Raw genomic sequence first — 23,848 nt, 5'->3', positions numbered from 1 at the left:
TCCCGTCGAATGCCCCAAAAGAGACAGGCCGGGTTGCCCCGGCCTGTCCCGCCATCATCGCGCGCGGGGCCCTCAGCCCTGCGCGGCCAGCTGGCCCAACCGCTGCACCGCGACCGAGGCGGTCGGATAGTCCAGCGTCTTCTGCGCCGCCAGCTCGTTGAGCATGGCCAGGGTGAAGCGCAGGCCGGCGTCACCACGCTGCAACCACGCCTGGACCTTCGCGTCGGCGGTGCTGCCCGGCATCGACAGCACCTGCGAGGTCAGCGTGCGCTGGTGGTTGGTCAGCTCGTCGCGCAGCACGCCACGCGCCACCGCGTGCCAGCGGCCGTCCACCTTCAGCGCGTCGACCTGGTCCACCAGCCACGGCAGATGCAGGGCTTCGCCCAGGCGATAGTGGACCTTCGACACGTCGACCGGCTTCAGCTTGCGCGCACGCGCCAGCTCGATGATGTCGCAGGACGGTTCCAGGTACGGCAGCGCCGCGAGCTGGCCGGCCAGTCCGGCCGGCAGGCCCTTGTCCTTCCAGGCCTGCAGGCTGGCGTTGTACGCCGGGCGCAGCGAGTCCGGCAGCACGCCGTCGGCGGCCCTGATCTCGTTGAAGCCGTCGTAGTAGCGCTCCACCGCGGTGGCGATCGCCGGGATCGGTCCCTGGCGGGTCAGCAGCCAGCGGGTGAAGGTGCGCTGCACCGACCAGATCACCTGCAGGGCGTCGATCTGCACCGACTCCGGCACCTTGCCGTCGAGGGCGTCGATCTGGTTCCAGAGTTCGCGGGCGTCCAGGGTCTCGCGGGTGATGGTGAACGCCTTGGCGACCTCGGCCGGGCTGCGGCCGGTGTCTTCCTGCATGCGCAGCAGGAAGGTCGCGCCCATCCGGTTGATGGTCGTGTTGGTCACCGCGGTGGCGATGATCTCGCGCTTCAGGCGGTGCTTCTCCATGTCCGCGGCGTACTTCTTCTGCAGCGGCTTGGGGAAGTAGCGCTGCAGTTCCTTGGACAGGTACGGATCTTCCGGAATGTCCGAATCCAGCAGTTGCTGGAACGCCACCAGCTTGGAATACGACAGCAGCACCGCCAGTTCCGGCCGGGTCATGCCCTGTCCGCGCGCCTTGCGCTCGGCCAGCTCGGCGTCCGACGGCAGGTATTCGATCTGGCGATCCAGCAGGCCCTGCGATTCCAGGGTCTGGATGAAGTGCTGCTTGGAACCCAGGCGCGCGGCGCTCATCCGCTCCATCAGGCTGATGGCCTGGTTCTGCCGGTAGTTGTCCCACAGCACCAGCTGCGCGACTTCGTCGGTCATGTCCGCCAGCAGCTTGTTGCGGGCGTCCATGCGCAGCTTCTTCTCCTGCACCACGCCGTTGAGCAGGATCTTGATGTTCACCTCGTGATCAGAGGTGTCCACGCCCGCGGAGTTGTCGATGAAGTCGGTGTTGAGCAGGGTCCCGTGCTGGGCGGCCTCGATGCGGCCCAACTGGGTCAGGCCGAGGTTGCCGCCCTCGCCCACCACCTTGCAGCGCAGGTCACGGCCGTCCACGCGCAGGCCGTTGTTGGCGCGATCGCCGACGTCGGCGTTGGTTTCGCTGCTGGCCTTGACGTAGGTGCCGATGCCACCGTTCCACAGCAGATCGACCGGCGACTTGAGGATCGCGCTCATCAGTTCGTTCGGCGACAGCGACTTCACGCCGTCGGCCAAACCCAGCACCTCGCGTACCTGCGGGGTGATCTCGATCGACTTGGCGGACCGCGGATGGATGCCGCCGCCCTTGGAAATCAGGCTGGCGTCGTAGTCGGCCCAGCTGGAACGCGGCAGCTTGAACAGGCGCTGGCGCTCCTTGAAGCTGCGCGCCGCGTCCGGCGACGGATCCAGGAAGATGTGGCGATGGTCGAACGCGGCCACCAGGCGGATGTGTTCGGACAGCAGCATGCCGTTGCCGAACACGTCGCCGGACATGTCGCCGATGCCCACGCAGGTGAAATCCTGGGTCTGCGAGTCGCGACCCAGCGCGCGGAAGTGGCGCTTGACCGATTCCCAGGCGCCGCGCGCGGTGATGCCCATGCCCTTGTGGTCGTAGCCGACCGAACCGCCGGAGGCGAACGCGTCGCCGAGCCAGAAGTTGTGGGCGATGGCCAGGCCGTTGGCGATGTCGGAAAAAGTCGCGGTGCCCTTGTCGGCGGCGACCACCAGGTATGGATCATCCTGGTCGTGGCGGACCACGTTCACCGGCGGAACGATCTTGCCGCCGACGATGTTGTCGGTGATGTCCAGCAGGCCCTGGATGAACATCTTGTAGCAGGCGATGCCTTCGGCCAGCACCGCGTCGCGGTCGCCGCCCACCGGCGGACGCTTGACGAAGAAGCCACCCTTCGCGCCGACCGGCACGATCACGGTGTTCTTCACCATCTGCGCCTTCACCAGGCCCAGCACCTCGGTGCGGAAATCCTCGCGCCGATCCGACCAGCGCAGGCCGCCACGGGCGACCGGGCCGAACCGCAGGTGCACGCCTTCCACGCGCGGGCCGTACACGAAGATTTCGCGGTACGGACGCGGCTTGGGCAGATCCGGCACCTTGGCCGAATCGAACTTGAAGGCGATGGTGTGCGCCGGCTGGCCATCCGCGCCCACCTGGTAGTAGCTGGTGCGCAGGGTGGCTTCAATCGCGCCGATGAAGCCGCGCAGGATGCGGTCGTCATCCAGGCTCGACACGCGATCCATCAGCTTGAGCAGCGCCTTGTGGGTCGCCTCGACCTGCTCCTCGCGCTTGCCGCCGCGGGCGGCGATCACCGGCTGCAACGCGGACAGCGTGGCCTCGTCGCCCTGCGCCAGGGCGCCGAGCTGGGCGGCGAAGCGATCCTGGCCCGCCTTGATCTCGGCCTTGCTCTCGTGGCCGACCGCCGGGTCGAAGCGCGCCTCGAACAGTTCCACCAGCAGGCGCGCCAGCAGCGGATAGCGGTTGAGCGTCTCTTCGACGTAGCTCTGCGAGAACGGCACGCCGGTCTGCAGCAGGTACTTGCAGTAACCGCGCAGCATCGCGATCTGGCGCCAGGCCAGGCTCGCGCCCAGCACCAGCCGGTTGAAGCCGTCGTTCTCGGCGTCACCGTGCCAGACCCGTGCGAAGGCTTCCTCGAACTGGGTGTGCAGGCGATCGGTGTCGATCGCGCCGTTGACCGATTCCACCTCGAATTCCTGGATGTAGACCGGCTCGGCGGCTTCCAGGCGGAACGGGTGCTCGGAGATGACGCGCAGGCCCATGTTCTCCATCAGCGGCAGCGCGTCGGAAAGCGGGATGTCGGTCTGCTGGCGGTACAGGTTCAGGCGCAGCCCGCCCTCGCCGGCGCGCGCGCGGCGCGAGCGGTGCAGGCTCAGGCGCAACGCGTCCGGGCCATCCAGCGCGGCCAGGTTCTCGACGTCGCTGGCGGCGAACTCGGGCGACACCACCTCGATGTAGCCGGCCGGCAGCGCGCGACCGAAGCGGCTCATCAGCTTCAGGCCCTCGGCTTCGCCGTGGCGCGCGATCAGGGTTTCGCGCAGATCGTCCTGCCAGTTGCGCAGCAGGTGGGCGATGTCGGCTTCCAGCGCGGCGGTGTCGACGTCGACCTGCTCGCCGGCCTTGGGCCGGATGGTGAGGTGCAGCTGCGCCAGCGGCGACTCGCCCAGCTGCACGTTGGTGTCGACGTACTCGCCGTGCAGGGCCTGCTTCAGCAGCGCCTCGATGCGCAGGCGCACGTCGGTGTTGAAGCGATCGCGCGGGATGTACACCAGCGCCGAGAAGAAACGGCCATAGCGGTCGCGGCGCAGGAACAGCTTGCTGCGCACGCGCTCCTGCAGGCCGAGGATGCCCATCGCGGTGCGGTTGAGTTCCTCCTCGCTGGACTGGAACAGTTCCTCGCGCGGCAGGGTCTCCAGGATGTGCCGCAACGCCTTGCCGCTGTGGCTGCTCGGCGACAGGCCGGAATTGCGCATCACGAACTCGTGGCGCTCGCGCACCAGCGGGATTTCCCACGGACGGCGGTTGTAGGCGCTGGAGGTGTACAGGCCGATGAAGCGCTGTTCGGCGATTGGCGTGCCCTTGGCGTCGAATTCCAGCACGCCGATGTAGTCCATGTTGCCCGGACGATGCACGTTCGAACGACGGTTGGTCTTGGTCAGGATCAACGCATCGACCGAACCGGACTGCGGCATGTAGTGCGCGGCCAGGGTCTTGACGCTGCGCGGGGTCGAGGTGTCGTCGCCGCGCAGCAGGCCCAGCCCGCTGTCCTCGACCGCACGCAGGGTGCCGTCGCCGTTGCCCTTCTCCACCCGGTACTCGCGGTAGCCGAAGAAGGTGAAATGATCATTGGCCGCCCAGCGCAGGAATTCCTGCGCCTCGTGGCGGCCGGCGTCGCTGATAGGCAGGCGGCGGGTCGCAAGATCGTCGGCCAGCGTCAGCATCTTCTCGCGCATCACGCTCCAGTCGCGGACGATCGAACGTACTTCCTCCAGCACGTGGCGGATGCGCTGCTCGATGCGCGGCATGTCGCTGGCCTGCTGGCGATCGATCTCCAGCACCATCAGCGATTCCGGCTTGCCCTCGCCCACCGCGGTCGCCTTGCCGGCCTTGTCGCGGGTGAAGCGCACCAGCGGATGGCCCAGCACGTGCACCCCCACGCCCATTTCCGCCAGCGCCATGCTGACCGAATCGACCAGGAACGGCATGTCGTCATTGACGATCTGCAGCATCGTGTGCGGCGCTTCCCAGCCATTGGCCTTGGCGTTGGCGTTGAACACCCGCACGTTGGCGGTGCCAGGCTTGCGGGCGCGCGCGAAATCCAGCATGTCGACGGCGATGGCCGCCCAGATTTCCGGGCCGTGATGCGGATACTCGTCATCGGCCATGCGCTTGTAGAACGCTTCGGCGAAGGCCTGCGCCTCGGCCTGGCGCGCGGCCGGCACACGCTTGCGGATCGCGGCGTAGATCGGCTCGAGCGAGAACCCCGCCGGCGCCTTGCTGGTCTTGCCGGACGGACCGGGCTTGCTGGCCGCAGCCTTGCCCGCTGCCCCCGCGGCCTTCTTGGCCGCGCCGGTCTCCGGTCGGGCAGCCACCTTCTTGGTCGGGGTCTTCTTCGGCGTCACCGCCTTGGCGGACTTGGCCGCGGCCGGTTTGGGCTTCTGTTTCTTCGGGGCTTGCTTGGGGCTGCGCACAGCGTTCATGCAGTTGGAGACTCTACGATTGGTAGTCGAATGGTCATTGTATCCCCCGTCGCCATGACAAAACTTGTTGCGCGGCGTCATAAGACGGGCTTGCAAAGTGCATGACGATTGACTAGGCGATTCGCCTCATCCGGATCTTCTTCGCCGTCCAATCGCCATGCACCTGCCGATGGAGGCGGCATAGGCGCCCCATTGCGCCGCGAGCATGAATGGTTCCCATGGCGCGCCCGCCGGCCGGGACGTCCTTGCCTGTTCAAATTCTGAACTGGACGGTATAGTCCAGCGCCTTATGTCGTCCGTCCTCCCCTCCTTCGCGGCCATCCAGCGCCGCCAGCGCGTGCACGCCGCCGTCCGCGAACTGCTGGCCGAGCAGGGATTCCGGATCAGCATGGACGCGGTGGCGGCCCGGGCCGGCTGCTCCAAGCAGACCCTGTACGCCCAGTTCGGCAGCAAGCAGGCGCTCCTGCGCAGTCTGATCGACGAGCACCTGGACCTGACCACCGCAAGGCTGGAAAACGACCCCGGCACCGGCGCCGACGCCCGCGCCACCCTGATCGGTTTCGCGATGGAGCATCTGGCCCACCTGTGCGATCCTTCGGTCGTCGCAACCAGCCAGTTGCTCACCGCGGAGGCCCACCAGTTTCCCGAAGAAGCGAAAGCGCTGTACCGGGACGGTTGCGAACGGCTGACGGAACGACTCGCCCGCTGGCTCGCCTCGGCCATGGAACGCGGCCTGCTCCGGCAGGACGACCCGAAGCTGGCGGCCGAATTGCTGTTGAGCATGCTCACCGGCCTGGATTTCGAGCGGCAGCGCTTCGCCGTACCGCACCGGCGCAGCGTCGCGGCCCGTCGGCGCTGGGCCGAATTCGCCGTTGACGCCTTCCTGCGCGCCTTCCCGCCGCACGTCGACGCCTTCACGGCCTCCCACGGCCGGAACCATTCCAAGACTTCCAAATCTGACACGGAGCTTCACCGATGACCGCCCCCGTCCGTTCCGTCGCCCTCTGCCTCGCCATCACGGTGGCGCTGGCCGCCTGCAGCAAGAACCAGGAACAACCGCAGATGCCCCCGCCCGAAGTGGGCGTGATCAAGGCCGCGCCGCAGACCGTGCCGCTGGAGCGCGATCTGGTGGGCCGCCTGTCCCCGGTCCGCAGTTCCGACGTGCGTGCCCGCGTTTCCGGCGTACTGCTCAAGCGCGTGTACCAGGAAGGCACCGACGTGAAGGAAGGCCAGGTGCTGTTCCAGATCGATCCGGCGCCGCTGCGCGCGTCGCTGAGCGCCGCCCAGGCCAACCTGGCCTCGGCCCAGGCGACCTACGCCAACGCCAAGACCGCCGCCGACCGCGCCCGCCAGCTGGCGCCGCAGAAGTTCGTTTCCCGCTCCGATCTGGACAACGCCGAAGCCGCCGAGCGCAGCGCCGCGGCCGCGGTCCAGCAGGCACGCGCCAACGTCGAGACCGCCCGCATCAACCTGGGCTACGCCAGCGTCACCGCGCCGATCTCCGGCCGCGCCGGCAAGCAGCAGGTCACCGAGGGTGCGCTGGTCGGCCAGGGCGAAGCCACCCTGCTGACCACGGTCGACCAGCTCGACCCGCTGTATGTGAACTTCTCCATCAGCGCGGCCGAACTGGAAGCCCTGCGCTCGGCGCAGAGCGGCGGCGGCGTGCAGCTGTCCGACACCGGCGCCGCCAAGGTCCAGGTCAAGCTGTCCGATGGGAATCTGTACGACCAGCCGGGTACGCTGGATTTCTCCGGCGTGGTGGTGGATCCCGCCACCGGCAGCGTCTCGCTGCGCGCCACCCTTCCCAATCCGGACCGCAAGCTGCTGCCCGGCGCCTTCGTCACCCTGCGCGCCACGCTCGGCCAGCAGAACAACGCCTTCCTGATCCCGCAGGGCGCCATCCAGCGCGACACCCAGGGCGCCTACGCCATGGTCGTCGGGCAGGACGGCAAGGTCGTGCGCAAGCCGGTCGACGCCAAGCAGGCGGTCGGCGCCAACTGGCTGATCACCAGCGGCCTGGCCGCCGGCGACCAGGTCATCGTGGACGGCCTGCAGAAGGTCCGCGAAGGCGCTCCCGCCAAGCCCGTGACGGCCGGCGCCAAGCCGGCCCAGCCGGCTGCCGCGGCGGGCCAGAAGCCCGCGGCCGCCGAAGGCGCGAAGCCGGAAGGCAAGGCCGAATAAGGATCCGCCCCCATGCCCAAGTTTTTCATCAACCATCCGGTCTTCGCCTGGGTCGTGTCGATCCTGATCTCGCTTGCGGGCGTGATCTCGATCCTCAACCTGGGCGTGGAGTCCTATCCCACCATCGCGCCGCCTCAGGTGACGGTCAGCGCGACCTACCCCGGCGCCAGCGCGGAGACCACCGAGCGGTCGGTGACACAGGTCATCGAGCAGCAGCTCACCGGCATCGACAACCTGCTGTACTTCAGTTCCTCGTCGAGCTCGTCCGGTCGCGCGTCGGTCACCCTGACCTTCCAGACCGGCACCGATCCGGACATCGCCCAGGTGCAGGTGCAGAACAAGGTGGCGCTGGCCACGCCGCGCCTGCCCTCCGAGGTGACCGCGCAGGGCGTGGTGGTGGCCAAGGCCAATGCCGGCTTCCTGATGGTGGTCGGCCTGCAGTCGGACAATCCGGCGGTCGATCGCAACCATCTGAACGACATCCTCGCCTCGCGCGTGCTCGATCAGATCGCGCGCATCCCCGGCGTCGGCAGCACCCAGCACTTCGGTTCCGAGTACGCCATGAACCTGTGGCTGGACCCGGGCAAGCTGCAGGGCTACAACCTGTCCTCCAGTGAAGTGCTGGCGGCGGTCAAGGGCCAGAACGTGCAGTTCGCCGCCGGTTCGGTCGGTTCCGATCCGGCCCCGGAAGGCCAGGCGTTCACCGCGACCGTGTCGGCCGAAGGCCGGTTCACCTCGCCGGAGCAGTTCGAGAACATCATCCTGCGCGCCAACAGGGACGGTTCGACCGTGCGCCTTAAGGACGTGGCACGGGTCGAGTTCGGCGCCCAGAACTACGGTTTCGACACCCAGTACAACGGCAAGCCGGTCGGTGCGTTCGCCATCCAGCTGCTGCCGGGCGCCAACGCGCTGAACGTGGCCGAGGCCGTGCGCACCAAGATGGACGAGCTGCAGCCCAGCTTCCCGCAGGGCGTGAAGTGGTTCTCGCCGTACGACACCACCACCTTCGTGACCATCTCGATCGAGGAAGTCGTCAAGACCCTGTTCGAGGCGGTCCTGCTGGTGTTCCTGGTGATGCTGATCTTCCTGCAGAACTTCCGCGCCACCATCATCCCCACCCTGGTCATTCCGGTGGCGCTGCTGGGTACCTTCTGGGGCCTGAGCGTCATCGGCTTCACCATCAACCAGCTGACCATGTTCGCGCTGGTGCTGGCGATCGGCATCGTGGTGGACGACGCCATCGTGGTGATCGAGAACGTCGAGCGCATCATGGCGGAAGAGAAACTGCCGCCGCGCGAAGCCACCATCAAGGCGATGGGCCAGATCACCGGCGCGGTCATCGCGATCACCGTGGTGCTGGCGGCGGTGTTCATCCCGTCGGCGCTGCAGGGCGGCGCCTCCGGTGAGATCTACAAGCAGTTCGCGCTGACCATCGCGATCTCGATGGCGTTCTCGGCGTTCCTGGCGCTGGGCTTCACCCCCGCGCTGTGCGCCAGCTTCCTCAAGCAGCACGAACACGACAGCCACGAGAAGAAGAACATCGTCTTCCGCACGTTCGAGAAGTACTACGGCAAGGTCGAGAAGACCTACGTGGGCCATATCGGCGCGGCCATCCGGCATACCCCGCGCTGGATGGTGGTGTTCGCCCTGCTGACGGTGCTGTGCGGCTTCCTGTACACCCGCATCCCCAGCAGCTTCCTGCCCGAGGAAGACCAGGGCTACGCGCTGGCGATCGTGCAGCTGCCGCCGGGCAACACCATGAGCAAGACCAACGAGGTGTTCACCCAGATCCGCGGCACCCTCAGCCAGATGGAAGGCTTCGAGGGGATGATGCAGGTGGCCGGCTTCAGCTTCCTGGGCCAGGGCGAGAACGTCGGCATGGCGTTCATCAAGCTCAAGCCCTGGGACGAGCGCAAGGTGGTGGTGACCGACTTCATCCAGCAGGCCAACGGCGCGCTGTACGGCATCAAGGGCGCGCAAATCTTCGTGGTCAACCTGCCGACCGTGCAGGGCCTGGGCCAGTTCGGCGGCTTCGACATGTGGCTGCAGGACCGCAGCGGCGCCGGCGAAGCGGCGCTGCTGGCCGCCCGCAACACGCTGCTGCAGAAGGCCGGCGCGGACAAGACCCTGGTCGCGGTCCGCCCGAACACCCTGGAAAACGCCCCCCAGCTGCAGCTCAGCGTGGACCGCGTGCAGGCCCAGGCGATGGGCCTGTCGGTCGGCGACATCTACACCTCGATCCAGCTGATGCTGGCGCCGGTGTACGTCAATGACTTCTTCTACCAGGGCCGCATCAAGCGGGTGAACATGCGCGCCGATGCCCCGTACCGCACCGGTGCCGAGTCGCTGGGCCGCATCTACACGCCCAGCAGCCTGCAGACCGATGCCAGCGGCGGGCGCGCGATGATTCCGCTGTCCACCGTGGTCCATTCGGAAATGGGCTCGGTGCCGCCGTCGCTGTCGCGCTACAACGGCTATTCGGCGGTGAACATCAACGGCGCGGCCGCGCCGGGCAGTTCCTCGGGCCAGGCGATGACAACGATGGAGAACATCGTGACCAACGATCTGCCGCAGGGCTTCGGCTATGACTGGAGCGGCATGTCGTACCAAGAAATCCTGGCCGGCAACAGCGCCACGCTGCTGATGGTGCTGTCGATCGTGGTGGTGTTCCTGTGCCTGGCTGCGCTGTACGAGAGCTGGTCGATTCCGGTGGCGGTGCTGCTGGTGGTGCCGCTGGGCGCCCTGGGCGCGCTGGCGTTCACCATGCTGCGCGGGCTGTCGAACGATTTGTTCTTCAAGATCGGCCTGATCACCATCATCGGCCTGGCCGCCAAGAACGCCATCCTGATCGTCGAGTTCGCGGTGATGGAGCGCAAGCAGGGCAAGACCCTGCGGGACGCGGTGATCACCGCCGCCCACCTGCGCTTCCGCCCGATCCTGATGACCTCGTTCGCGTTCATCATGGGCGTGCTGCCGATGGCGATTTCCTCGGGCGCGGGCGCCAATGCCCGCCACGCCATCGGTACCGGCGTGATCGGCGGCATGCTGGCGGCGACGTTCCTGGGCCTGCTGCTGATCCCGGTGTTCTTCGTCGCCGTGCGCCGCGTGCTCGGCGACAAGATGGACGAGCCTTCGCGCGAGTATCTGGAGGCGCACAACGCGCCCACCTCGCGGTGACGACGCGTCGAACATACCGAAGAGCATGGAAACCCCGGCCTGGCCGGGGTTTCCTGTTTTCGGCGCCCGCTTTCAAGCCGCGGCGGCCGAAGCGGATTTTGTAATGGGCATTATCACCGCGCGGACAAGTGACTTCCTTCCCTTTCGGGTTCGCGTCTCAGCCCGTGATAATCGCGCGATCCAAGATGTCGATCCGCGCCCCGCCCGTTCGTCGTCTTCCTGAATCCCCCCACCACAGACTACCTGCCATGACACGGAACGCCACTGCACGGAAACCCCCTTCCACCCTGCTCCGCATGGTCCTGATGCTGATCGCCGTCGTGCTGATCTTTGGCGGCGTGTTCGGCTTCAAGGCCGTCATGAGCAAGGGCATGAACGATTTCTTCGACAACATGCCGCAGCCGGCCTCGACGGTGACAGACTGGACCGCCAGGCAGGAACGGTGGGCCGATGCGCAGCAGGCGGTCGGCACCTTCGTCGCCATCCAGGGCACCGACGTGACCACCGAAGCCGGCGGCGTGGTGCGTGAGCTGTCCATCGACGTCGGCCAACCGGTCAAGGCCGGCGCGGTGCTGGCGCGATTGAACACGGCCAACGAAATGGCCGTGCTGCGCTCGCTGGAAGCCTCCGCCAAGCTGGCCGCCGTGCAGCGCGATCGCTGGCAGGCGCTGGCGCGCGACAAACTGGTCTCGCAGGCCGACGCCGAGGAGCGCAGCACCCAGGCCGCCACCGCGCAGGCCCAGGTCGAGGCGCAGCGCGCCCTGATCGCGCAGAAGACCATCACCGCGCCCTTCAGCGGCGTGCTGGGCATCCGCAAGGTCAGCCTGGGCCAGTACCTCAGCCCCGGCGATGCGATCGTCAGCCTGCAGACGCTGGACCCGATCTATCTCGACTTCACCCTGCCCGAGCAACGGGTGGGCCAGATGACCCGCGGCAGCCGGATCCGCGCCACCGTCGACGCCCTGCCCGGCCAGGTGTTCGAGGGCGAGGTCACCGCGGTCGAACCACTGGTCGACGCGGCCACCCGCAATTTCAAGGTGCAGGCAACCCTGGCCAATCCGGACAACGCGTTGCGGCCGGGTACCTTCGCCCACGTCGGCTTCGACACCGGCGGCGCCCAGAACGTGGTGGTCGTGCCGCAGACCGCGGTCAGCTTCAATCCCTATGGCAACGCGGTCTACGTGATCCAGGAAGTCGCCCGCGCCAAGGGCGAGACCGACATGCAGGGCAAGCCGCTCACCGGCAAGAAGCTGATCGTCAAGCAGCGCTTCGTCAAGACCGGCACCACCCGGGGCGACCTGATCGCGATCACCGAAGGCCTCAAGGCCGGCGAGCGCGTGGCCACGACGGGGCTGCTGAAACTGCGTAACGACGCCGAGGTGGTGATCAACAACAAGGTCCAGCCCAGCGCCAATGCCGCGCCGGCGCCGGAAAACCGTTGACGGAGCGCCGGCGATGAAATTCACCGACATCTTCATCAACAAACCGGTACTGGCGGTCGTCGTCAGCCTGTTCATCCTGCTGTTCGGCCTGCGCTCGTTCACCGAGTTGAACGTGCGCCAGTACCCCGAGCTGCGCAACGCGGTGGTCAACATCAGCACCACCTACTACGGTGCCGACGCCGACCTGATCCAGGGCTTCATCACCACGCCGCTCGAACGCGAGGTCGCCAGCGCCGAGGGCATCGAATACCTCAGCTCGACCAGTTCGGCCGGCGTGAGCCTGATCCAGGCCTACATCCGCCTGGACCAGGATCCGAACGAGGCGCTGACCCAGATCGCCGCCAAGGTCAACAAGATGCGCGGCCAGTTGCCGCCGGAGTCGGAGGACCCGGTGATCGATCTGCAGCAGGGCCAGCAGATCGCGGCCATGTACGTGTCCTTCGCCTCCGAGACCCTGGACAACAACCAGATCACCGACTATCTGACCCGCGTGGTCCAGCCCAAGCTGGTGACCGTGTCCGGCGTGCAGCGCGCCGACATCCTCGGCGCGGGCACCTTCGCCATGCGCGTCTGGCTCAAGCCCGACCGCATGACCGCGCTGCGGGTCACCGCCAGCGACGTCGCCAACGCCCTGCAGAACAACAACGTGCTGTCGGCGGTGGGTTCCACCAAGGGCGAGATGGTCGCGATCGACATGACCGCGCGTACCGATCTGCGCAATGCGGACGAGTTCCGTCAGCTGATCGTGCGCGAGGAAAACGGCGCGATCGTCCGCCTGGGCGATGTCGCCGACGTGGTCCTGGGTTCGGAGAACTACGGCACCTCGGTGCGCATCAACGGCGAAGCGGCGACGTTCATGGGCATCTTCGTCGCTCCGGACGCCAACTCGCTGGACGTGATCAAGGACGTGCGCAAGCTCTGGGACAGCGAAATCGTCCCGCAGCTGCCGGAAGGCATCAAGGCCACCATTCCCTACGACAGCACCGAGTCCATCCAGGACGCCATCGACGAGGTGGTGAGCACGATCGTCGAAGCGGTGATCATCGTGATCGTGGTGATCTTCCTGTTCCTGGGATCGCTGCGCAGCGTGCTGATTCCGGCGGTGACCGTACCGCTGTCGCTGGTGGGCGCGCTCTTCCTGATGCTGCTGATGGGCTTCACCATCAACCTGCTGACCCTGCTGGCGATGGTGCTGGCGATCGGCATCGTGGTGGACGACGCCATCATCGTGCTGGAGAACATCCATCGCCACATCGAGGAGGGCATGTCGCCCTATGAAGCCTCGATCAAGGGCGCGCGCGAACTGGCCTGGCCGGTGGTGGCGATGACCACCACCCTGGTCGCCGTCTACCTGCCCATCGGCTTCCAGGGTGGCCTGACCGGCGTGCTGTTCACCGAGTTCGCCTTCACCCTGGCCGGTTCGGTGCTGCTGTCGGGCGTCATCGCCCTGACCCTCAGCCCGATGATGTGCGCCAAGATCCTCAAGCCGCACAGCGCCGGCGGCAAGAGCAAGCTGGAGAAATGGCTGGACGCCCGCTTCGAGGCCCTGCACCGCAGCTACCAGAGGCGCCTGCACGGCACCCTGGAAACCAAGTCCGTGATCGGCATCTTCGGCATCCTGGTGCTGGTCTCCTGCGGATTCCTGTACACCTCCGCGCCGCAGGAACCGGCGCCGCTGGAAGACGAAGGCTTCATCTTCTCCATCGCCAGCGCCGATCCCTACTCCACCCTGGACTACGTGGAGCGCTACACCGAAGAGGTCACCACGATCGCCAAGGGCGTGCCGGAAATCCAGGACTATTTCCTGTTCAACGGCGGCTTCGGCGGCAGCGGCGGCGGCGCCAGCCCCAGCGCGATGGCCGGCTTCGTGCTCAAGCCCTGGAGCCAGCGTGATCGCTCGACCAAGGCGGTGCTGGAGCAGGAACTGCAGCCGAAGATGAGCGGGGTCAGCGGCCTGAACGTGTTCGCGCTGGTGCCGCCTTCCCTGCCCAGCGCAGGCGGCGACGGCGGCGGCGAATTCATCATCGGCGGCGTGGGCGAGCTGAGCCAGCTCAATGAACTGGCCGACAACATCCTGCAGAAGGCCATGGCCAGCAAGCGCTTCATCTTCCTGGACAAGGACCTGAAGATCGACAAGCCGCGCATCGAGGTGGAAATCGACCGCGACAAGGCCGCCAGCCTGGGCATCGACATGCGCACGCTCGCGGCCGACATGGCGGCCATGCTGTCGGGTGGCTACACCAACCGCTTCGCCATGCAGAACCGCTCGTACCTGGTGATCCCGCAGGTGCAGCGCAATGACCGCCTCAACGCCAGCGATCTCCAGAACTACTACACCCGCACCCGCGACGGCGAACTGATTCCGCTGTCGACCATCGTGACGCTCAAGGAAAGCGCGCAGCCGCAGTCGCTCAAGCGCTTCCAGCAGCTCAACGCGGTGTCGATCACGTTCGCGCCACGCCCGGGCGTCAGCAAGGGCGAGGCCCTGGCCATCCTGGACCAGGCCGCCAAGGAAGTGCTGCCGCAGGGCTACTCGGTGGATTACGCCGGCGAGTCGCGCCAGTTCAAGCAGGAGGGCTCGGCGATGCTGCTGACCCTGGTGCTGGCCCTGATCGTGATCTTCCTGGTGCTGTCGGCGCAGTTCGAGAGCTTCCGCGACGCGCTGATCATGCTGTTGACGGTGCCCATGGCGATCTGCGGTGCGCTGCTGACCCTCAACGTGCTGGCCATCGCCTCGCAGTTGCTGCAGATGGGAGGCATCGAGGCGTTCCCCGGGATGAGCATCAACATCTACACCCAGGTGGGCCTGGTGACCCTGGTCGGCGTGATTTCGAAGCACGGCATCCTGATCGTGGAGTTCGCCAACAAGCTGCAGATTGATCGCGGCCTGTCCAAGCGGGAGGCCATCGAGGAAGCGGCCGCCATCCGCCTGCGGCCGGTGCTGATGACCACCGCCGCACTGGTGTTCGCGATGATCCCGCTGCTGATCGCCACCGGCCCGGGTGCCGCCTCGCGGTTCTCGATGGGCGTGGTGATTGCGTCGGGCATGACCATCGGCACCATGTTCACCCTGTTCGTGCTGCCGGCGTTCTATCTGTACCTGGCTCGCGATCATTCCCGCGAACGCGGCCATGCGCAGGAAGGCGCGCCGGCCCTGCCCAGCGAGCCGGCACCCGGCCACTGAACGGAAAGCGTTCAAGCTCGAAAGACAGAAAAGCCCCGGCACTCGCCGGGGCTATTTTCTGGGGTGGGACCGTCCGGTCATGCGCGCCGGTTTGGGAATCTTCCGATGGAGTTCGCTCCCGCGCCCCGTCAGGCTGGCACGTCCCGCCTGCGCGCCTGTGCGATGCCTTCCCTCGTGAACCTGAAATTGCCGTTCCGGCTTCACCGCCTGCCTGCCATCCTGTGTTTCGTCGTCGCGCTGTCGTCATTCCCGTTCGAGGTCGCGCTGGCGCGGGCGGGGCACGACATTCATGACGCCGGCAGCTTCGCGGAACTTCATGCCCGGCAACCCGACCGTGTTTTCACCGCCCCGGCATACTCGCAGCGCGGCCAGACGGTGCGCCATCTCTACGTCAGCGAAGAAGAATTCGGCGAGCCGCAGTTCCAGGATCCGCAGGTGCGATACCAGCCCCATGTCGATGGCCGGGACGTGGACGTGTGGCTTGCCCACGACCGGGTCACCGTCGATGCGCGGGTCTTCCGCTATGCCGACGCATCGACGTTCGAAGGCGAAACCTCGGAACCGCATCACCCCATGTACGCCGATCTCCACGTCGCGCCTGGTCACCACCATCGTCCCGCCATGCTCTGCATCGAGAGCCATCCGGGTGACACCGATGCCGGCGCAACCGACCTGCCCTTGTTCCTGCTGGTCGACCCGCTGTCCGCGCAGGCCCGGCTCTACCGCCTGCCGGGTCGACTCTCCTCGTGCGCGGCGGTGGTTGCCGGCTCGACGGAAAGCCAGCCACGCTTTCCCGCCATACGCCTGCTGCATGCCCCGGATGGACGCGCCATCGGCGCGCGCCAGGAAGGCTGGCGCATCGATGGCGGGCGTTTTGTCGCCACCGGGAGTTCGATCAGCGCGACCTTCACGACTCCGGACGATCCATCCCGCCTGGTCTTCGACGCTCCGGCAGATTGAGATCATGGAGCACCCCAGAAAAGAGAACGCCCCGGCATGCCGGGGCGTTCTCTGCCTGACCTCGCGGAAAACCGGTCGGCCGGTTCTCAGCGCAGCCCTGTCTCGTTGCGGGCGATGACCAGCCGCTGGATTTCGCTGGTGCCTTCGTAGATTTCGGTGATCTTGGCATCGCGGAAATAGCGTTCCAGCGGCATTTCCTTGGAATAGCCCATGCCGCCGTGGATCTGCACCGCCTGGTGGGTGATCCACATCGCCGCCTCGGAGGCGGTCAGCTTGGCGATCGCGGCTTCATTGCTGAAGCGCTGGTCCTGGCCCTTCACCCACGCCGCGCGCAGGGTCAGCAGCAATGCCGCATCCAGCTTGCACTTCATGTCCGCGATCTTGGCCTGGGTCATCTGGAAGGTGCCGATCGGCGCGCCGAAGGCCTTGCGTTCCTTGACGTAGGCAATGGTCGCTTCATACGCCGCGCGGGCGATGCCGATCGCCTGCGTGGCGATGCCGATGCGGCCGGCGTCCAGCACGCCCATCGCAATCTTGAAGCCCTCGCCTTCCTGGCCAAGCACGTCCTCGGGCGCGACCACATAGTCCGTGAACTCGATTTCGCAGGTAGCCGAGGCGCGGATGCCCAGCTTGGGTTCGGTCTTGCCGCGGTGGAAGCCAGGCAGTGCGGTATCGATCAGGAACGCGGTGATGCCGCGCGCGCCCTTGTCCGGCTCGCTCATCGCGAACAGCACGATGTACCTGGCGACCGGACCGGAAGTGATCCAGCTCTTCTTGCCGTTGATCACGTAGCTGCCGTCGGCCTGCTTGACCGCGCGGCAGCGCATGGCGGTGGCGTCGGAACCGGACTGCGGCTCGGTCAGCGCGAACGCGCCGATTTCCTTGCCTTCGGCAATCGCGCGCACGTACTTCTGCTTCTGCGCCTCGGTGCCGAACTTCAGGATGCCGTTGCAGAACAGCGAGTTGTTCACCGACATGATGGTCGAATGGGCGGCGTCGCCGGCGGCGATCTCCACCATCGCCAGCACGTAGGCGATCGGGTCCATGCCGGCGCCACCATACTCGGCCGGCACCTCGATGCCCATCAGGCCGTTTTCACCGAGCAGGCGGATGTTCTCCAGCGGGAACTCGCCGGTCTTGTCGTGGTGCTCCGCGCTGGGCGCGATCTTTTCCTGCGCGATCCGGCGGGCCACGTCCTGGATCATCAACTGCTCTTCGGTGAATGCGAAATCCACGGCTAAAACCCCTCACTCCAAAGTATTTTGAATACCAATTGTAACCCGGCCACCCCGCACCATGCGCATGCGTATGTGGCGCTTGACCGGTCGTCGCGCCGGGCGGACAATATCTCTATATCGCGATAGGAAGATATTTATGGATCTGGAAGCCTGGTCGACCCGACTCAAGGTCTTCGCCGACGCCACCCGCGTGCGCCTGCTGGCACTGCTGGCCGGCGAGGAACTGACCGTGGCCGAGCTCTCGGCCATCACCCAGTTGGCCCAGCCACGTGTGTCCACCCATCTGGCCAAGCTCAAGGAAGCCGGCCTGGTGCGGGACCGGCGCGCCGGCGTGTCGGCCTATTATCGCTTCGACGAGGACAAACTGGACCCCGCCCAGCGGGACTTGTGGCGCGCGCTCAAGGAGGGCAGCGACGACCCGCTGCTGCGCCAGGACGCGGAACGCCTGCCGGCGGTGCTGGCCAGTCGCGCCGCCGATCAGAACTGGGCCGATTCGGTGGCCGGCGACATGGAACGCCACTACTCCCCCGGCCGCACCTGGGAAGCGCTGGCGCGCACCGCCCTGCCCCTGCTGGAAACCGGCGACGTGCTCGACATCGCCTCCGGTGATGGCGTGCTGGCGGAACTGCTGTCGCCGCATTCGCACCGCTACGTCTGCATCGACACCAGCGCGCGCGTGGTCGCCGCCGCCGGCGAACGCCTGCGCCGCTTCCCCAACGTCGAGGTCCGCGAGGCCGACATGCACGCGCTGCCGTTCAAGGACGGCAGTTTCGATCTGGTCGTGCTGATGCACGCGCTGACCTACGCCAGCAAGCCGGCCCAGGCCGTCGCCGAGGCCTCGCGGGTGCTGCGCAAGGGCGGCCGCCTGCTGTTGAGCAGCCTGGGCAAGCACGAGCATCGCGCGGTGGTGGAGTCCTACGGCCACGTCAATCTGGGTTTCACCGAAAAGGAACTGCGTAAATTCGCCGAGAAGGCCGGGCTTGAGATCGTGAGCGCGGAAACCGTCACCCGCGAACGCCGTCCCCCCCATTTCGACGTCATTTCCCTGTTGGGGGTCAAACCATGAACACCCTGCCCTGGCTGCATCCGCATCGCGTCCAGCTGCTGCTCGACGCCCTTGAACAGCGCATCCTGATCATCGACGGCGCGATGGGCACGATGATCCAGCGTCACGGCCTGCAGGAAGCCGACTACCGCGGCGAGCGCTTCGTCGACGGCTTCGACCGCCAGCAGCCCGAGCATGGCCACGGCCCCGGCTGCGGCCATGATCTGAAGGGCAACAACGATCTGTTGCTGTTGACCAAACCCGAAGTCATCGCCGGCGTGCATACCGCCTACCTGGAAGCCGGCGCGGATCTGGTCGAGACCAACACCTTCAACGCCACCGCGGTGAGCCAGGCCGACTACCATCTGGAACACCTGGTCTACGAATTGAACAAGGTCGGGGCCCAGGTCGCCCGCGCCTGCTGCGATGCCGTCGAGGCCAAGACGCCGGACAAGCCGCGCTTCGTCATCGGCGTGCTGGGCCCGACCAGCCGTACCGCATCCATCAGCCCCGACGTCAACGATCCGGGTTTCCGCAACACCAGTTTCGATGAGCTGCGCAGTACCTACCGCGAGGCCATCGACGGCCTGATCGACGGGGGCGCCGATTGCCTGATGGTGGAAACCATCTTCGACACCCTCAACGCCAAGGCCGCGCTGTTCGCCATCGAGGAAGCTTTCGACGCGCGCGGCGCGCGCCTGCCGGTGATGATCTCCGGCACCATCACCGATGCTTCCGGCCGCACCCTGTCGGGGCAGACCGCCGAGGCGTTCTATACCTCGATGTCGCACAGCCGGCCTTTGTCGATCGGACTGAACTGCGCGCTGGGCGCCCGCGATCTGCGCGAGCATGTGGAGACCCTGGCCACCGTGGCCGACGGCTACGTCAGCGCGCATCCCAACGCGGGCCTGCCCAATGCGTTCGGCGAGTATGACGAGACGCCGGAAGAAATGGCCGCGACCCTGAAGGAGTTCGCCCAGTCCGGTCTGCTGAACCTGGTGGGCGGTTGCTGCGGCACCTCGCCCGCGCACATCCAGGCCATCGCGCAGGCGGTGGCCGGGATTCCGCCACGCCGGTTGAAGCAATCGCTGGCCCGGGCCGCGTGAGGCGCGCGATGAAAATACTGGTCGTGGGTGCCAGCGGCACCCTGGGCAAGGCCATCACGGAGCGGCTTGGCCAGCATCACCACATCATCAGCGCGGGCCGCAACAGCGGTGATCACCGCGTCGACCTGCGCGACGATGCCAGCGTGGCCGGGCTGTTCGTGGCGGTGGGCCGGGTGGACGCCCTCGTCAGTGCCGCCGGCAGCGTGCATTTCGGGCCGCTCACCGAGATGACCGCGGCGCAGTTCGATGTCGGCCTGCAGGACAAGCTGCTGGGGCAGATCCGGCTGGCGCTGATCGGCCAGCACCATCTCGCGGACGGCGGTTCGATCACGCTGACCACCGGCATCCTCGCCAAGCAACCCATCCGCCTGGGCGCCAACGCCACGGCGGTCAATGCCGCCGTCGAGGGCTTCGTGCGCGCCGCCGCCTGCGAACTGCCGCGCGGCCTGCGCATCAATGCCGTCAGTCCCACCGTGCTCAGTGAAGCCTGGGACGCCTACGCCGATTTCTTCCCCGGTTTCGAACCGGTTCCCGCCGCCCGCGCCGCGCTGGCCTTCCAGCGCAGCATCGAGGGCGTGCAGACAGGACAGGTCTACAAGGTCTGGTAATGGACAACACCGCATCGCCCCGCTACACCCGCCTCTCCGGTCTCGAGCCGCTGGTCATCACCCCGGACCTGCTGTTCGTCAATGTCGGCGAGCGCACCAACGTCACCGGCAGCGCCCAGTTCCGCAAGCTGGTCAAGGAGGAGCGCTACGAGGAGGCCGTCGAGGTCGCCCGCCAGCAGGTCGCCAGCGGCGCGCAGATCCTCGACGTCAACATGGACGAGGGCCTGATCGATTCCGAGAAGGCGATGACCCGCTTCCTCAACCTGATCGCCTCCGAGCCGGACATCGCCCGCATCCCGGTGATGGTCGATTCTTCCAAGTGGTCCGTCATCGAGGCCGGCCTGAAATGCCTGCAGGGCAAGGGCGTGGTCAACTCCATCTCGCTGAAGGAAGGCGAAGCCGCCTTCATCGAGCATGCCCGCAAGGTCCTGCGCTATGGCGCGGCCGCGGTGGTCATGGCCTTCGACGAGACCGGCCAGGCCGACACCTGCGAACGCAAGGTGGAGATCTGTACCCGCGCCTACCGGATCCTGACCGAGCAGGTCGGCTTCCCGCCCGAAGACATCATTTTCGATCCCAACATCTTCGCGGTCGCGACCGGCATCGAGGAGCACGACAACTACGCGGTGGACTTCATCGAGGCCACCCGCATCATCAAGCGCACCCTGCCGCACTGCCATGTCTCCGGTGGCGTCTCCAACGTCTCGTTCTCGTTCCGCGGCAACGAGACCGTGCGCCAGGCCATCCACTCCGTGTTCCTGTACCACGCGATCCAGGCAGGCATGGACATGGGCATCGTCAATGCCGGCGCGATGCCGATCTACGATGAACTGGAACCGGAACTGCGCGACCGCGTCGAGGACGTCATCCTCAATCGCCGCCGAGACGCCACCGAGCGCCTGCTGGAGATCGCCGAGCGTTACAAGGGCAAGAAGGGCGAAAGCAAGACCGAGGACCTGGCCTGGCGCTGCAAGCCGGTGCGCGAGCGTCTGGCCCACGCGCTGGTGCATGGTATCGATGCCTACGTCGAGGAAGACACCGAGGAAGCGCGTCAGCAGGCCACGCGGCCGCTGGACGTGATCGAAGGTCCGCTGATGGACGGCATGAACGTGGTCGGCGATCTGTTCGGCGCCGGCAAGATGTTCCTGCCGCAGGTGGTCAAGTCGGCGCGGGTGATGAAGAAGGCGGTGGCCTACCTGCTGCCCTTCATCGAGGCGGAAAAACTCAGGACCGGCGACGCCGGCAAGTCCAACGGCAAGATCGTCATGGCCACGGTCAAGGGCGACGTCCACGACATCGGCAAGAACATCGTCGGCGTGGTCCTGGCCTGCAACAACTTCGAGGTCGTCGACCTGGGCGTGATGGTGCCGGCGCAGAAGATCCTGGACACGGCGCGCACCGAGAACGCCGACATCATCGGCCTGTCCGGGTTGATCACGCCCTCGCTGGAGGAAATGACCCACGTCGCCCGCGAAATGCAGCGCCAGGGATTCTCCCTGCCGCTGCTGATCGGTGGCGCGACCACCTCGCGCGCGCACACCGCGCTGAAGATCGATCCGCACTACGACGCGCCCACGGTCTGGGTGAAGGATGCCTCGCGCGCGGTCGGCGTGGCGCAATCGCTGATTTCGCGCGACATGCGCGCCGCCTTCGTGGCGGCCAACGACGCCGACTACGCCGAGATCCGCCAGCGCCATCGCAACCGCGGCGACGCCAAGCGGCTGGTGTCGCTGGAGAAGGCGCGCGGGCAGAAGTTCGACGGCGGCTGGGACGCCTACGATCCGCCGGCGCCCCGCCAGCCCGGCATCACCGTGCTGGATGACTATCCGCTGGCCGAACTGGTCGAGTACATCGACTGGACGCCGTTCTTCCAGGCCTGGGAGCTGGCCGGAAAATTCCCGGCCATCCTGACCGACGAGGTCGTCGGCCCCCAGGCCAGCGAGCTGTATCGCGACGCGCGGGCGATGCTCGACCGCATCATCGCCGAGCGCTGGCTGACCGCGCGCGGCGTGTTCGGCCTGTGGCCGGCGCAATCGGTCGGCGACGATGTCCTCATCCAGACCGACGGCGGTCCGCAGACCCTGCATTTCCTGCGCCAGCAGGTCGACAAGCCGGTCGAGCGTCCGGATTTCTGCCTGGCCGACTTCATCGCGCCGCAGGCCTCGGGCAAGCCCGACTGGATCGGCATGTTCGCGGTCACCGCAGGCATCGGCATCGACGCGCATGTGGCGCGCTTTGAAGCCGATCACGACGACTACAACGCGATCCTGCTCAAGGCCCTGGCCGATCGCCTGGCCGAGGCCTTCGCCGAGCGCCTGCACCAGCGCGTGCGCACCGAATTCTGGGGCTACGACGCCAACGAATCGCTCGACAACGAAGCGCTGATCGCCGAGGGCTATCGCGGCATCCGCCCCGCCCCGGGATATCCGGCGTGCCCGGAACACAGCGAGAAGGCGAGCCTGTTCCGCCTGCTCGATGCGAACGTAAACGCCGGCATGACCTTGACCGAGAGTTTCGCGATGCTGCCCACCGCGGCGGTGTCCGGCTACTACTTCAGCCATCCGCAGAGCCAGTACTTCGTGGTGGGCCGCCTGTCCAAGGAACAGGTCGCCGACTACGCGCGGCGCAAGGGCGTGGATCTGGCCCAGGCCGAACGCTGGCTGGCGTCCAATCTGGACTACGACCCGGATTGAGGCTGGGAATCGGGAATCGGGATGACCGGCCATACGGCCGTTGAAAGCCGGGATTCGGGAAAGGCTGGGCTTTTGCCTCCCCCTTTTGCAAAGGGGGACTGAGGGGGATTTGCTCTTGGCGCGAAGAGCAAGCGCTTTTCAACCGCCGAATGGCGGGTCAATCCCCCGTCATCTGCCTCGCAGTTGCCCGCCCCTTTTAAAAGGGGGCTATCCACGCCTCGTGGGACAACAGGGTTGGAAAACACACCGCATCCCGCCGCCCCCGCAATCCTCGTCCCGCACGGCATCGTTTAGGATCTGCATTCCCCACCGCCCCGCCCCCGCATGGACGCCGCCCAGAGCGCCAACGCCGCCTTCCTGCTCAAGCATGCCGCCCCCGGTCGCATCGGTCTTTCCGGCGGGCGTGACTGGATCAACAAGCTGATCCGCAAGGCCCAGGCGCCGCTGACCGGGGATGGTCACCGCAGTCTGTGGTCGCATGCCTTCCTCTTCATGGAGCAGCGCGTCGACGGGCACTGGTGGGTGCTCGAATCGGACCTGGATCTGCGCTATCGCCAGATACGTCTGGGCGTGCAGGAGAACCGGCTGGCCCGCTATTTCGACGAAACGGCCTTTCCCAATCTCGCCGTGCTGGATTTCGGCTTGGACGATGCGCAGGTCCGCCAGGTGCAGGTCGCCGGCCTGGATCTGCTGGCCGGCCTGTCCAGCTACTCGTTGAGCGAACTGGTCGGCACGCTGTTCGCCATGCACAGCACGCGGCTGCGCCAACGCGACAATCTGCTGGCCAGGGAAGGCGCGCTGTATTGTTCGGCGCTGGTCCAGCATTGCTACGCCACGGCGGGCGTGGAGTTCATTCCCGGCGTACCGGGCAAGAACGTCGCCCCCCACGATCTCTACGATTCGCCGTTGCCGCACCAGACCCACTCGCTGATCCGGGATCTGGGCATCTCGCATCTGCGGCGGCTGGCCCACGGTACCCGCGAACTGCTGCATACGCCCGTGCAGGATCTGCCGTGACGCCGTCCGGCGG

The 23,848-nt window shown here is 66.7% G+C and carries 13 protein-coding genes; 11 read left to right on the top strand and 2 right to left on the bottom strand.

The window, feature by feature from the left end:
- Positions 1–72: 72 nt before the first annotated feature.
- Complete coding sequence (locus ACTHN1_RS05840) at positions 73–5,184, bottom strand: NAD-glutamate dehydrogenase (protein WP_440470015.1); 5,112 nt, start codon at positions 5,182–5,184, stop codon at positions 73–75.
- Between the two features lie 205 nt (positions 5,185–5,389).
- Between ACTHN1_RS05840 and ACTHN1_RS05835 the strand changes: the two genes are divergently transcribed.
- From ACTHN1_RS05835 to ACTHN1_RS05810, 6 genes are all read left to right on the top strand, one after another.
- Positions 5,390–6,163 carry a TetR/AcrR family transcriptional regulator gene (locus tag ACTHN1_RS05835; protein WP_440470014.1) on the top strand — a complete coding sequence of 258 codons (774 nt, stop codon included), beginning with the start codon at positions 5,390–5,392 and terminating at the stop codon, positions 6,161–6,163.
- Entirely contained in the window at positions 6,160–7,365 is a 1,206-nt protein-coding gene (locus tag ACTHN1_RS05830) for an efflux RND transporter periplasmic adaptor subunit (protein WP_440470013.1), read from the top strand. Before ACTHN1_RS05835 ends, ACTHN1_RS05830 begins: the two co-directional genes overlap by 4 nt.
- A 12-nt stretch (positions 7,366–7,377) precedes the next feature.
- Positions 7,378–10,542 carry a multidrug efflux RND transporter permease subunit gene (locus ACTHN1_RS05825; protein ID WP_440470012.1) on the top strand — a complete coding sequence of 1,055 codons (3,165 nt, stop codon included), beginning with the start codon at positions 7,378–7,380 and terminating at the stop codon, positions 10,540–10,542.
- A gap of 305 nt (positions 10,543–10,847) precedes the next feature.
- Entirely contained in the window at positions 10,848–11,984 is a 1,137-nt protein-coding gene (locus ACTHN1_RS05820) for an efflux RND transporter periplasmic adaptor subunit (protein WP_440470011.1), read from the top strand.
- 13 nt (positions 11,985–11,997) lie between these two features.
- The gene (locus ACTHN1_RS05815; protein ID WP_440470010.1) at positions 11,998–15,168 is read left to right on the top strand and encodes an efflux RND transporter permease subunit; all 3,171 of its coding nucleotides are present in this window, start codon (positions 11,998–12,000) and stop codon (positions 15,166–15,168) included.
- A gap of 105 nt (positions 15,169–15,273) precedes the next feature.
- Positions 15,274–16,128 carry a hypothetical protein gene (locus ACTHN1_RS05810; RefSeq protein WP_440470009.1) on the top strand — a complete coding sequence of 285 codons (855 nt, stop codon included), beginning with the start codon at positions 15,274–15,276 and terminating at the stop codon, positions 16,126–16,128.
- Positions 16,129–16,214: 86 nt separating this feature from the next.
- Here the strand turns inward: ACTHN1_RS05810 and ACTHN1_RS05805 are convergent, their stop codons facing one another.
- The gene (locus ACTHN1_RS05805) at positions 16,215–17,363 is read right to left on the bottom strand and encodes an acyl-CoA dehydrogenase family protein (RefSeq protein WP_440470008.1); all 1,149 of its coding nucleotides are present in this window, start codon (positions 17,361–17,363) and stop codon (positions 16,215–16,217) included.
- Between the two features lie 139 nt (positions 17,364–17,502).
- Here ACTHN1_RS05805 and ACTHN1_RS05800 point away from each other — a divergent pair, with 139 nt between their 5' ends.
- From ACTHN1_RS05800 to ACTHN1_RS05780, 5 genes are all read left to right on the top strand, one after another.
- On the top strand, positions 17,503–18,432 hold the full coding sequence (locus ACTHN1_RS05800; RefSeq protein ID WP_440470007.1) for an ArsR/SmtB family transcription factor: 930 nt from the start codon (positions 17,503–17,505) through the stop codon (positions 18,430–18,432).
- The gene (locus ACTHN1_RS05795; protein WP_440470006.1) at positions 18,429–19,517 is read left to right on the top strand and encodes a homocysteine S-methyltransferase family protein; all 1,089 of its coding nucleotides are present in this window, start codon (positions 18,429–18,431) and stop codon (positions 19,515–19,517) included. Before ACTHN1_RS05800 ends, ACTHN1_RS05795 begins: the two co-directional genes overlap by 4 nt.
- A gap of 8 nt (positions 19,518–19,525) precedes the next feature.
- Positions 19,526–20,125, top strand: coding sequence for a short chain dehydrogenase (locus tag ACTHN1_RS05790; protein WP_440470005.1), 600 nt, complete (start codon positions 19,526–19,528; stop codon positions 20,123–20,125).
- On the top strand, positions 20,125–22,818 hold the full coding sequence (gene metH / locus ACTHN1_RS05785) for a methionine synthase (protein WP_440470004.1): 2,694 nt from the start codon (positions 20,125–20,127) through the stop codon (positions 22,816–22,818). The genes ACTHN1_RS05790 and metH overlap by 1 nt, the downstream gene beginning before the upstream one ends.
- Before the next feature lie 324 nt (positions 22,819–23,142).
- The gene (locus ACTHN1_RS05780) at positions 23,143–23,835 is read left to right on the top strand and encodes a hypothetical protein (protein ID WP_440470003.1); all 693 of its coding nucleotides are present in this window, start codon (positions 23,143–23,145) and stop codon (positions 23,833–23,835) included.
- Positions 23,836–23,848 lie beyond the last annotated feature (13 nt).

Origin of the sequence: Pseudoxanthomonas sp., assembly GCF_051953815.1 — a bacterium.
Taxonomy (GTDB): domain Bacteria; phylum Pseudomonadota; class Gammaproteobacteria; order Xanthomonadales; family Xanthomonadaceae; genus Pseudoxanthomonas_A.
This window is presented reverse-complemented; position numbering and strand designations above follow the sequence as displayed.